At 61.2% G+C, this 12,550-nt stretch carries 11 protein-coding genes; all 11 read right to left on the bottom strand.

What is annotated here, in order from left to right:
• Positions 1–77: 77 nt before the first annotated feature.
• The gene (locus PR017_RS17120) at positions 78–245 is read right to left on the bottom strand and encodes a hypothetical protein (protein WP_162854759.1); all 168 of its coding nucleotides are present in this window, start codon (positions 243–245) and stop codon (positions 78–80) included.
• 279 nt (positions 246–524) lie between these two features.
• On the bottom strand, positions 525–1,505 hold the full coding sequence (locus tag PR017_RS17125) for a complex I NDUFA9 subunit family protein (protein ID WP_111216173.1): 981 nt from the start codon (positions 1,503–1,505) through the stop codon (positions 525–527).
• A 227-nt stretch (positions 1,506–1,732) separates the two neighbouring features.
• Positions 1,733–3,592 (bottom strand): D-apionate lactonase, encoded by a 1,860-nt coding sequence (apnL, locus tag PR017_RS17130; RefSeq protein WP_111216175.1) that lies wholly within the window; start codon positions 3,590–3,592, stop codon positions 1,733–1,735.
• Positions 3,589–4,623, bottom strand: a complete 1,035-nt coding sequence (locus PR017_RS17135) for a Gfo/Idh/MocA family protein (protein WP_111216176.1) — start codon at positions 4,621–4,623, stop codon at positions 3,589–3,591. The genes apnL and PR017_RS17135 overlap by 4 nt, the downstream gene beginning before the upstream one ends.
• A gap of 3 nt (positions 4,624–4,626) precedes the next feature.
• On the bottom strand, positions 4,627–5,694 hold the full coding sequence (locus tag PR017_RS17140) for an ABC transporter permease (protein ID WP_111216178.1): 1,068 nt from the start codon (positions 5,692–5,694) through the stop codon (positions 4,627–4,629).
• Complete coding sequence (locus tag PR017_RS17145; protein ID WP_111216179.1) at positions 5,691–7,235, bottom strand: sugar ABC transporter ATP-binding protein; 1,545 nt, start codon at positions 7,233–7,235, stop codon at positions 5,691–5,693. The genes PR017_RS17140 and PR017_RS17145 overlap by 4 nt, the downstream gene beginning before the upstream one ends.
• A gap of 1 nt (position 7,236) precedes the next feature.
• Positions 7,237–7,884, bottom strand: a complete 648-nt coding sequence (locus PR017_RS17150; protein ID WP_111216181.1) for a DUF2291 family protein — start codon at positions 7,882–7,884, stop codon at positions 7,237–7,239.
• An 89-nt stretch (positions 7,885–7,973) separates the two neighbouring features.
• Positions 7,974–8,915 (bottom strand): D-ribose ABC transporter substrate-binding protein, encoded by a 942-nt coding sequence (locus PR017_RS17155; RefSeq protein ID WP_111216183.1) that lies wholly within the window; start codon positions 8,913–8,915, stop codon positions 7,974–7,976.
• Positions 8,916–8,997: 82 nt separating this feature from the next.
• Entirely contained in the window at positions 8,998–9,825 is an 828-nt protein-coding gene (locus PR017_RS17160; RefSeq protein ID WP_111216185.1) for a phosphogluconate dehydrogenase C-terminal domain-containing protein, read from the bottom strand.
• Between the two features lie 92 nt (positions 9,826–9,917).
• Positions 9,918–11,267: a four-carbon acid sugar kinase family protein gene (locus PR017_RS17165; RefSeq protein WP_111216187.1), complete on the bottom strand. Its 1,350-nt coding sequence runs from the start codon at positions 11,265–11,267 to the stop codon at positions 9,918–9,920.
• Entirely contained in the window at positions 11,264–12,520 is a 1,257-nt protein-coding gene (gene oiaX, locus PR017_RS17170; protein ID WP_111216188.1) for a 3-oxo-isoapionate-4-phosphate decarboxylase OiaX, read from the bottom strand. The genes PR017_RS17165 and oiaX overlap by 4 nt, the downstream gene beginning before the upstream one ends.
• Positions 12,521–12,550 lie beyond the last annotated feature (30 nt).

Below are 12,550 nucleotides of genomic sequence, written 5' to 3' on the forward strand. Positions count from 1 at the left end.
AGGCGATTGCTTTGATTTAGCTATTTCAAGGGTTGCATTCAGGAAGCCGGTGGTCATGCGCCGGCTTCTTTTCGTTGTCAGTGGGCGATCGATGCGGAATCGATGGAGCCGGTGCTGCATGGATCGACGCCATAAGCCGGCGAGCACTCGCCCTTGAGTGCGGCAACACTGTTCGGTGCCATGAATGAACCGGCAACGATAACCAGAGCCGCACAGACGAAGAGAAGTGCGATTGACTTGCCCATCTAAAAATACCTTTCCGCAATGAATAGCGCGCGTTGAGACCCTTGGGACGTCGTCCGTCGCGCGGTTTTGTTAATCAGTGGAATGGAAATTAGCAATAAAGGTTCCTGCTGAATTTCCCGTTAATTCGACTATTCCGGCGCTGCGTCTTTTGGGCAACGCTGCGCGGTGGACAACCGCTCGAAAAGCCCGAAAGAGGCCGTTTTCCGGCCACAAACTAAAAACGCCGTCTGCGAAATCGCAAACGGCGTCGAGTACATTTAAAATTTATTTTAAGGACCTCAGGCGGCTTTGCCGGTTCCGGAGAATTGCCCGTGAGGACGAAAGCGCACCAGATAGGAGGGAAGCACCGAGGTCAGCATGGTCGGGCGGATGCCCATCGCGGCCAATGTCCGGCCTTCAGCCTCTGCCTCCGGCGACACGATATTGTCGACCTTCAGCAGCGTCACCTGGTCCGGGGTAATCGGTGGCGTGATCAACGGTATCATCGAGGCGACGCTGCCGATCATCGAGGCGACACCGAACGGGATAGACACCAGCGGCCGCTTGCGGTTGACGACTTTGAGGATGGTCTCGAGACATTCGCGGAAGCTCAGCACTTCGGGGCCGCCCAGTTCGTAGATCGTACCCGGTGTCAGCTTGCCATCGACCGCGCGGCCGACGGCCTCGGCAACATCCTCGACATAGACCGGCTGAAACTTCGTCTTGCCGCCGCCAATAAGGGGCAGAGCAGGCGCCAGGCGTGACATATCGGCAAACTTGTTGAAGAAGCCGTCCTCCGGTCCGAAAACAATAGACGGCCGAAGAATGATTGATTCCGGCACGATCGACAGCACTGCTGCTTCCGCCTTGCCCTTGGTGCGGCCATAGGAAGAGGCTGAGCCACCGTTGGCTCCAATCGCCGAGATATGGGTGAGCTTGGCACCGACTGCGCGGGTGGCCTCGCCAATCGCCCGGCCGCCAAACTCCTGCACGGCGTCGAACGTGTTGCGACCGCTCTCCGACAGGATGCCTACGCAGTTGACGACGAACTGCGCGCCTTCGACGGCGCGGTCGACAGAGTCGCGATAGCGCAGGTTGGCCTGTACGGCAGAAATCTGTCCGACATTGCCGGCAGTCAGCAGGAAGCCTGCAAGATCCGGCCGCCTGACCGCGACGCGGATCCGATAACCGCGTTTCGCCAACACCCGCACGACATGCCGCCCGACGAAACCGGACCCTCCGAACACAGTGACAAGCGGCGGCAGGTTGGACAGTGTCATGGCAAATTCCTCGAAAGGCTATGGTGCTGATCGCAAAGGTCTTAGCCGAATCGCCACGCGAGGTGAAGGGCCTGCCGTGCCATCAGCGCTGCTGTTTTCTACCCGATGTCGACGGCAGGACACTCGACAAGGCTTTGTCACGCACGGACGAAGCGCGAGAGGCTTCTGTACGCCGTGAGCGCCTGCCATTCAGCGCCGCATGCAGTTCCACCCTCGTTCCATCTTTGCTAGCCCATCCACCCTACCTTGCGGATACCAAAGGGTGGCAACTCCACAATGTCGGGACCTGCTTCGACGGTCTGGACGTACGGCGTAAGGTTTGCGATCCACAACAGCCTCTTGCCATGTGGGGTACTGACGGCAAGCCCCAGAACCTTGTCCGGTGCGCTTGAAATGCATTGGATCCAACGGCTGCCAAAGAGCGCCGCCAGACCCTGTACGACCCTGTGCAGCGGTCGCAAGCCGCCTTCGGGAACGGGTTCGCCCCGGCCGGCGATCAGCCCGACTGGACCTGTCAGCGCCGAAAGGGTCAGGCACTCGAGCCCGGCCTCCACCACACGCGCCGCATACCCAAGCGCAAAAGCCGCAGCGAAATCGGCATTGTGGCGCGGGTCGCTGTTGGCCATCGCCATCCGTGCGCCAGATGGATTATCCATCGTCCGGCTCCCATAGGGGTTCTGGCGCATGGGAATGGTCGAGGGGCCGATACGGTATGGTTTATCCTCATAGATCGCCCGAACCGACCGGGTGATGAAGGGCAGCGCTTCGAGCGTCTGCATGACGCTGAGATCGTCTGCGGCATGAACGATCGGATTGGTGCAATGCGTAATGAAGTCGAGTTGTTCGGCCGGTACCCGCTTGCGGTTGAGCTCTGTGAAATAGCTGAGCATGCCTCCGCCAAGACGGGCTCCCGGAAACGCGGCGCGGGCAGCGCTGTAAACTGTCTCCAGTGGCGGGCAATCCGGCCACGGGCTTCCCGGAGGCGTCGACTGCCGGTCGATGGAGGGCGAGACGACGACGGCGTCCGGCGAAAAGCCGGCATCGCGCATCCATCCCGCAATCTCTGACAACTCGTCTGACACGGCCGCACGGCATGGAACCGCGATCTCCATCGTGGTCCAGCCGTGGTGCAGGTTGGTCATGTCGGCAAAGTCTGCAAGCGCGCTTCTGCCGTGACCTACCAACGGATCGAAGTGGAACAGCAGGTCCTGTGCGCCGATGGCATTGAACTGCATGCCCGCCTCAAGTGTGGCAGCCGCTTCCTCGGGCGTTATGACGAGTCCGATGGCAGGCATTTTCCCGGACGCAGGGCCGCAAACCAGTCGGATGACGGCAGCAGGTGCTAAACCTGTTCCTTGAGCCGCTTTTTTGAGATCCGTGACCGTCAGCACGACGCGCTGATGCACCGGCTCGCCGGCCTCGATCCGGTACGGCCATGGCAGCGCAAGCGGCCGCACATAGGTCTTGTAGGAGGCGTCGGACCAGTTGCGCTGGTCTTCCATCTCGAACGTATCGCCTTCCATCCGGCATTCGGCGGTCACATATGGGATAACCTCATGGGTGATCGCGCGCATGGCCATGAATGGTTGCCAGGGCTCGATGAGGTCGGGAAAGGTCGATGTCTCCACGCTGCCGTCCACATGGGTGACAGTCACCGGCCTACCGGCAAGGCCAACAATGGGATGGAGGATGCAGAAGCCGCAGCGGGAGGTCTCGAAGCCGCTCTTCGAGACAGCCTCGGCATCAAATCGGAGCTGTCCGCCGGCATCGGCTGAGATGGTCACGAGAATGCGGAGGTCGGTATCATCAGGACCGACGCATGTGGCTAAGTAGCTGACTGCAAAACCGTCCGTTTGCTGATCGATGACGAGGTTCTCGATACTGGGATCGTAGGTCCCCCAGTCGCGGTCGCGCACCAGGAACGCGACGCCCCTAAGCACTTCGACGCCGTCATAGCTGACAGTGCGCAGGTTGCCGCCGGCCAGATCCGCCGTCAGCCGCCCGGCCGTCAGGCGAACGGGCAGGGCCTCGCTCCGGTTGGTGCCGTAGAGGGTAAAGGCATCTTCCTGCCCTCTGCCGCCGCTCATTTCAGCATCGCTCCGACATCGACGGTCTTGCCGCTGGCGGCGCTTTCATATGCAGCCTCGACGAGCGCGAAAGTCTTCAGATTATCGGCTCCCGATGTCGATGTCTCGCCGCCTGTTGCCAGTTGCGCGACCCAGTGCTGTTGGATGGCCCGCACGCTTTCCTGGATATTGTGCCAGGGCCGCGATGCCCAGGAAAGCTGGTTCGGAGAGACATCGCTGACCTCTGTGCCCTCTGTGCCTGTGACTTCCAGCCGGTAACCCTGCGAAAGCCGGAGAGAACCCGCGCTGCCGTCGATCTCGACCAGCGTTTCCGGGAATGACTCAACGGACTGCTTCGTCGCATAGCTGACGTCGACGATCGATGTGACGCCACCCTCGTGGTCGAGCATCATCGTGGCGACGTCCTCGCCCTTGATCCGAGGGTTCACGCGTTTGGTGCGCGCCGTCATCGCCTTGACGTCGCCGAGCAGGAAACGCGCGATGTCCAGTGTGTGGATGCCGAGATCCTCGATGATGAAGCGCTCGCCGTCGGCCAGATAAGGCTGGCCGGAGAAGACGTCGTAACCCGAGCGGAACGATAGTCGGCCCCAGAACGGCGCACCGATGACGCCTGAATCGAGCGCCCTGCGCACCGCCTGAATCGGCGTCTGCCAGCGAAAATTCTCATGCACCATCAACGGCACGCCTGCCTTGGCACAGGCCGCGACCATCGCCTTGGCATCGTTGAGCGTCTTTGCAAACGGCTTCTGGCAGATCGCCGGCACTTTGTGGCTAGCAGCCAGCTCGACCAGCGCCCGGTGGCTGGACACGGTAGTGGCGATATCGACGAAATCGAAACCGCCATCGGCAAACATTTGAGCCGCGTCGCTGTAGCGCCGGGAGATACCGAACTGGTCGCCGACGACTTTCAGCCGCTCCGGATCGCGGTCGCAGATGGCAACGATGCCGGCACCGGTCACATCACCCCAGGCATGCATCTGGTTCACCGCAAAGAAACCGCAACCGATCAGGGCACCGCGCAATTCCGTCATCTCTCAGCCCGCCTTTGCCATCTGCATTAGGGTCACCCGCTGCTGCAATTTACGCTGTGCCTGGTCGACGACCACGGCGATGATGATGACCAGCCCCTTGATGACCATTTGCCAAAAGGACGAAACGCCCATCATCACAAGGCCGTCGGAGAGGATGCCGATGACGAAGGCCCCGACGATGGTGCCGCCGATCGTGCCGCGTCCGCCTGACATCGAGGTCCCGCCAAGGACCGCCGCCGCGATGGCATTGAGCTCGAAACTCTCGCCGGTTGCCGGATGCGCCGCCATCAGCTCCGAAGAGATGACGATGCCGACGATCGCCGCGCAGAGGCCGGAGAACATATAGACGAAGATCTTCACCAGATCGACCCTGACCCCGGACATCCGAGCAGCGCGCTCGTTGCCGCCGACTGCAAAGATGTGGCGGCCGATAGGTGTCGAGCGGGCGACGTAGGCGGCAGCCAGCGCCAGAAAGATCAGGATCCAGATGGAGACGGGCAGGCCGAGAATGCGGCCGGCACCGAAAAAGTCGAAGCCGGTTGTCGCGTATTCAGGCCGGCCCGAGAGGTTTGGAAACGTCTGTCCGTCCGACGATAGCAGCGCCAGGCCGCGGGCGACATAGAGCGTGCCGAGCGTGGCGATGAACGGCGCGACGTTCAGCTTGGTGATCAGCAATCCGTTGATCAGGCCGATTGCAATGCCGACGGCAAGCGTGATCAGCACGATCTCGAACAGGTTGAAATAGACGGTGTAGCCCATCGGCAGGTCGACGCCGTTGAGGATCAGCGCGCCCGCCACCATCCCGCAGAGCCCGACGATCGAACCGACCGACAGGTCGATGCCGCCGGTGATGATGACGAACGTCATCCCCATCGCCAGGAAGGCGTTGAGGGCGACATGCTTCGACATCAGGATCATGTTGGCGGTGGAGGTGAAATTCGGGGCCGCGAAGGCAAAGAAGATCAACACGGCAAACAGCGCGATGAAGGTGCGCAGTTTCATGATTGTCAGAAGAGCCGAGCCGCTCGAGCGCTTGACAGCCGGTGTAGAGGAGGAGGTGTCCGCTGTCATGATGCGAGTTCCCTTGTATGTCCGTGTCCCTTGGCCGAAGCCGCGATGATGGCCTCTTCCGTTGCGTCGTCACGATTGAAGATTGCCACCAGCTTGCCGTTGCTGAGCACTGCGATACGGTCGGAAAGCGCCATGACCTCTTCGAGGTCGGAGGTCGAAAACAGGATGGCCAGCCCTTCGCCAGCCAGCCGCCGCATGGTGCGGAAGACGTCCGCCTTGGCGCCGACGTCGATGCCGCGGCTCGGCTCGTCCATCAAAAGTACCTTCGGATTGGTCATCAGAGCCTTGCCGATGACCACCTTCTGCTGGTTCCCGCCTGACATCGAGGTGATTTCGAAATCCGGATTGGGTGCCTTGATGGATAGCTCGCGGATGCTGTCGCGGATCGCCTGCTTCTCGGCATTGGCATTGATATGGAAAAACCTTTTGAAACGCCCCAGGCTCGCAAGCGTCAGGTTGCTGGCAATAGACAGTATCGGCACCAGCCCCTCGCGCTGCCGGTCTTCCGGGATCAACGCCAGGCCCCGGCGGATACGCCGGGTGGTATCGCGCTCGCGCACCTGCTTGCCGTCGATAAAAATCTCACCGGTCGAATGGGGGTGGCGCCCCATGATGCATTCGAAGAATTCACTGCGTCCGGCGCCCATCAGGCCATAGATGCCGAGAATTTCGCCGGCCTGGACGCTCAGGGACACATTGTCGACGGCAAGTCCGCCGGTGGCGCGTGGCATGGTGATGCCATCGGCGCGAAACATCTCCTTGCCCATCGCGTGGCCATCGGCTTTGGCAAAGTCCTTTGCGTCCGAACCGATCATCGACCGGACGATCCATTTGGTGTCGATGTCCTTCACCATCGCCTGGCCGGTAATCTGGCCATCGCGCAGTACTGTGATGTAATCGCCGATGCGCATCAGCTCTTCCAGCCGGTGCGAGATGTAGACGATTGCCACTCCCTCGGCTTTCAGTTCGGCGATGACCTTGAACAGGATGTCGACTTCGGCCGCCGACAGGGCCGAGGTCGGCTCATCCATGATCAGGATGCGGGCATTGAGCGAGATCGCCTTGGCGATTTCCACCAGTTGCTGCTGGCCGATCGGCAGGTCCTCGACCATCGTTTCCGCATCGATCCCGGCGTCCAGCTTCTTCAGGTACTGGTTGGCCTTTGCGACCTGCGCCTTGTGGTCGATGCCGAAGATGCCGCGGGTGATCTCGCGCGTGGCAAAGATGTTCTCGGCAACCGTGAGGTTGGCAAAAAGATTGAGTTCCTGGAAAATCATGCCGATGCCGTTCGCCTGGGCGTCGGCAGGACTGTCGAAATGGATCGGCTTGCCGTCGAGGATGATACGGCCGATGGTCGGCTTTTCGACGCCGGCGATGATCTTCATCAGCGTCGATTTTCCGGCGCCGTTCTCCCCAACCAGCACATTAACGGCGCCGCGCCTGAGTTCCAGATTGGCGCGCTTGACGGCAACGATGCCGGAATAGACCTTCGTCACATCGTCAAGCCGCAGGATGATATCGTCCGGGGTGAGCGCTTCCATGCTATTGGCCGATAGCAAGTGTTGCGGGTGTCACCAGCGGTAGCTGGCCAGATGTCGGCAGCGGGAAGGCGCCGGTGACCTTCACGGTTTTGCCGGGTAGCGCGTCGCGCGGCAGCGCCGAGAGAACGGTAGCATTGACCTTTTCATTGAACGACTTGCCGAACTGCGCCCATTCGATCTGGTTCTTGAACTCGTTGAAATTAACGATGTCGAGACTGTCTCGCAGCGCGGTGCCGCGGATGGCCGGGCCGATCTGCACCTTGAGATCCGCCTTGCCGTCGCCATCGATGTCGACATCGATCGTGGCTGCCCGGGATGTGGTTTCGGCCGCGCTGATCTTACCTTCGAACTTGACCACGTAGGTCCAGGGCGCATTGCCTTCCTTTTCGCGGTGACCGAACTTTGCACCGGCGTCGTCCGGGTTGGCGGCAATAAGTGCCATCAACTGCCTGAAGTCGCCGGCCCGCTTTTCGATGGAGGGCAGGGCCTTGCTCTGCCAGATCGCCTCGACCCTGTCGCCAGGATTGAAGCCGGTCTTCGCAGCTTCGGCAGCTTTTTCAGCGGCTGTCTGCGTCTTGACGATCTTGCAGCCCGGCAAGGCTGCCGCAGCCAGCATTGCCATCAGCAACGCGCCCTTGATCCTCATCATTGGTATGCACTCCGCCCGCATCAGATACTGTCTATCAAGGTGACGGAGAGCGGATCTTGTCGCTCTCCGTCGATGTCAGTCCCGTGAGATCAGTTTTTCAGCGCGAAGGTTTCGAGCTTGTCGGCGTTCGCGGCGTTGATCAGCACGCAATCCATCAGCTGCTTTTCTTCCTTCGGCGCGGTCTTGTCCTTGATGTAGGCCGCTGCCTGGTCGACCGCCATCTGGGCCTGAGCATAGGCGGGCTGCATGACCGTAGCCTTGATGCCGCCCGCCTTGATCGAATCGCGGACGTCGTTGGAGCCGTCGAAGCCGACGACGATGACATCCTTGCGGCCGGCAGCCTGCAACGCTGCAATCGCGCCCATGGCCATGGTGTCGTTGCCGGCGATGACGCCCTGGATCTTCGGATTGGCCTGCAGGATGGTTTCCATCTTGGAATAACCTTCCGTCTGGCTCCAGTTGGCCGACTGCTGGGCGACCATCTTCATGTCAGGATAGTCATCGATGACGTCGTGGTAGCCCTTGGAGCGGATGCCGGCGTTGAGATCGGCTTCCCGTCCGAGCAATTCGACATAGCTGCCCTTTTCGCCCATCAGCTTGACGAACTCCTCGGCGCCGAGTTGCGCGCCCTGGTAGTTGTTCGAGACAATCTGCGAGACGGCAATGCCGGTGGCATTGATCTCGCGGTCGATGAGGAAGGACGGGATGCCCGCATCCTTGGCCTTCTTGACGGCGGCAATCGAGGCTTCCGAGCCGGCGTTGTCGAGGATGATGGCCTTGGCACCACGGCCGATGGCTGTGTCGATGAGCTGCGACTGCTTGTTGGCGTCGTCATCGTGGCTGAGCACCAGTGTGTCGAAGCCGAGCTCCTTGGCGCGGGCTTCGGCCCCGACGGATTCTGCCTTGAAGAACGGATTGTCGAAGGCCGGCGTGATGATGGCGATAAGGTCCGCCGAGAAAGCCGGCAGGGCCGTGCCGAGCGCCAGAACGCCGGCGAATGCAGCAAGGGTAAGCTTACGTGTCAGTTTCATGATTATCCTCCCAGATGTGAAAATCAGCCCCGTTTCCCGGACAGGGCTGTCGAAAAAGGGAGAGCGGGTGCTCTCCCTGGTATCAGGTGATGCGCTGGATGCTGTCAGCGATCTCCTTGGGTTCGAAAACCTTCTTCCAGTCGTCGCGCATCAGCGCCGGAATGCCAAACTCGATGGCCTTGTTGCAGGCATCGGAGAACACACCCTCCACTTCGCCGAAGATAACAGCGCCGAGCACGTTGAGGTGGCCAAGCAGGAAGTCGCGGGCCGCCTCTTCCGGAACGCCGCGTTTTACGCACTCGTCCATCGCCTGCTTCATGACGACGAGCAGCGAGGCGGCCACCGTTTCCGACAGGCCGGGCTCCAACATCGCCATCTGGTCGACGGTGACGCGGTGCGAGCGCATGACGGGTGCCCAGATCGTCTTGGCGATTTCCTCGCCGAGGCCATAGGCTTCGTTCGGGCCCTGCATCAGTGCCGACACGATGTGCTGCTTGGCGAACAGGCCGCCGAAGTGGTCTTTCTTTGCCTGCATGTCCGTCTCATCGTTGAAGATCGGCGGATGGCAGGGGTGGGTGACGAAATAGGTGAGATCCGGCCGCTCGGGGAAATGGCCGGCGAAAGGTGCTGCAGCGTCGAGCGCAACCACCATCGTACCAGGCTTCAGCTTGTCTGCGATGCCGGCTGCAACCTTGCCGATATGCGTGTCCGGAACCGCCAGGATAACAACGTCGGCGCCATCGAGGGCTGCGTCGATATCAAGGCAGGTGAGGCCGAGATCGTCCTTCAGCCGCGCCTTGCCGGCGTCGCTGATCTCGACGTGACGGACGTCGAACCGCGAACCTTTGAGATTTTTGGCAAGCCGGTAACCCATTTTACCGCCGGCGCCGAAAAGTGCAATCGAAGTCATGTTTTTCACCCAATCTGTTTGGTAAGGCGACTATATCCAACTGGTATGATGAGTCAATGAGTATATCAGTAAGTGGGCGATCTGGCGGCAGATCATGCCGCGAGCCCATCGCGGATCTGGGCGAAGTAACCGTCAGAACCAACCTGGCCGCCCTTGAGCGCGATCTGCAGGCCGTTTGTCGCGGTGTCGTTACCATGCGCCACACACAGTGGAGACCCCGGGGTCTGCGGCAAAGGAAGCAGCGTCGTCAGCGCATCCACATTTAGCTCCTTCAGCGCGTGGCTCGACGTGTCGCCTCCGGCGATCACGGCCCGACTGAATTTTTCCTCGGCGACCAGCCGATGCAGGATGCGGCCAAGGATGCGCCCGAGTCGGTGGCGGCTTCCGGCAATCCGGTCGATGTCGCCGCCACGATCGGCCGATGGTCCGAGGGCGGTGTTGAGAATGACACTGTGGCCGCTCTTCAGGCTGGCGATACCGCTCTGTACCGCGCGCTCGATGGCGCCACTTCCACCTTCGCCGAGCAATTCCAGTGGGTCCAGGTCGATCCCGTCAAAACCGTTGGCCGTTGCATGGCGGATTTGCCGCTCTGTCGTCGGAGAAACGCTGCCGGAGACGACTGCGAGCCGGTCCGCCTTGCCGGGCAGCGGAAAGACGCTCGTCCCTGTCGTCAGACCCGTCTTTTTCCAGGCGGTGAGCAGCGCATATTCGATGCCCGAGGAACCGACGACGAACCAGCCTCCGTCCCTTTTGATCCGCCAAAGCTGGTTTCCGGCCTGCGCCTGGCTCTCGGCGCTGTCGACGTCGAATAGCAGCATGCCGGTGCAATCGCTGGCGAGCATATCGATCCCGCGGTCGGCATCGACCGACGATAGAGTTGCGAGATCGGCCAGCGCTGTCGAAAGCGTCGTCTGGGCTTGAAGATGCATCCGGAGATCAGCCTCCTGCATCGGCGTCACCGGATGCCGGCTCATGACAGGATGGCGGTCTATGCGGAACACCTCGCCCTGGTAGGCGGCAAACAGGTTGCCGAACGCGGTAAACCGCTTCAACTGCGGTGCGCCGACGACAAGGGGGACGAAGGGCTGATCGAAGACTGATTTGCCGATTTCGACCGCCCTGCCAATGTTGCCGGTTTCAAGGCTGGAATCGAAGGTCGAGCAGACCTTGTAGTGGCAGATGGCGGCATCGAGGCTTTTCAGCCATCTGAATGCAGGCGTCAGATGAGCCTCCATCCATTCCGGCGTCTCGCTGCGGCTGGTGCCGGCTAGGCCGATGGCACGGCAATGACTGAATCGGGAAAGGAGCGCCTCGTCGGGCTGGTCCATGAACAGCACCGTATCGACGCCGTTGGAAGCCAGCGCTTCCATGACGTCGGTCGAGCCTGTCAGGTCGTCGCCATAGTAGGAGAGCAGCAGATCGCTTTGAGCCGGCAAGGTCATTCCCCTTCGCCTCCGAATTTCTTCAGAGAGGCGGCAAGTTCCGGATGGTCCGTGGCATAGGTCGCAAGCGGGATATCGCGGACTGCCGCCTGCCAGGCCTGCTGCACGGCCCGCACGCCGGCTGCCGGGCCGCCGGGGTGGCTGACGATGCCACCACCACAGAGATACATCAGGTCCGTGGTGCGCCCAGTGCGCTGATAGGTTTCAGGCGCCTGGCCACCCCACTGGCCGGAGCCGGCGACGGGGAGCGCGCAATCGGCCTCTGAAAACATCGGCGTGGTCACGGCTGCGAAGGATTTGACGAAGCTCTCGTCCGGTTCCCAGTATTTGACCTTGATGCCGTTGATCTGGAACTGGTCGACGCCAAGCAGCCGCCAGAATTTTTGCCACACCTTGAAATCCAGGCCGATGCCCGGGTGGCGGGTCAGCACGTCCCAGCCGTTGCGATGGGCGTGCAGCACGAGGCCGGAGCGCTTGCGCAGGAACAGCATGCCGCCCATGCCGATCGAATTGATGTTGATGACGGCGCAATTTCCACCGGCTTCAAGAACCATGTCGTGATTCCGCATCATCTCGTCAGGGTCGGTGTGCGAGATGCCAAAGGCGTACATCACCTTCTTGCCGGTCTTCTGCTCGTGATCGAGGATTAGCGGCATGATGGCCGCGACCCGCTCCTTCAGCGGCGAGTAGGCCGGGCTCATCAGCTTCTCGTCATCCTTGATGAAGTCGACGCCGGATGCGATCAGCTCGCCGACCAGGCCTGCGGTCTCCATCGGACGAAGGCCCAGCGCCGGCTTGACGATGGTGCCGATGATCGGCCTGTCGTAAACGCCGGTGAGCCGGCGGCTGCCGGCCACGCCGAACTGCGGGCCGGGATAGGCATCCCGATAGCGCTCCGGCAGATCGACATCGACGACCCGCAGGCCGGTCATCCCGCGTATCGAAAAGATGCCGCCGATTGCAATGGTCATCAGCGCCGAGAGGTCGGTGCCAACAGCGTCCAGCGGAAAGGCAATATCGACATCGGCGCGGCGGATCGGGCCATGTCCGGCCGCCGCTTCCGGCCAGCTCGGGGAAACGGCATCCTCGAGCGGCCGGATGGCAAGCACGTGGGCAGCAACGCGGGCTTTAAGCTCTTCGGTTTCGCCCGGAACCGCCACAAACGTGCCTGTCGACTGGTCGCTGGCGATCTTTTCCGCCATGGCTTCTATGTTGCCCGGCGTTTCGATGCGGTAGGTGACTTTTATCTGCATGAAATCTCGGTTGCTCCTCTCGCCAATCCC

This window comes from Rhizobium tumorigenes (assembly GCF_003240565.2).
In the GTDB taxonomy this organism is placed as follows: Bacteria; Pseudomonadota; Alphaproteobacteria; order Rhizobiales; family Rhizobiaceae; genus Rhizobium; species Rhizobium tumorigenes.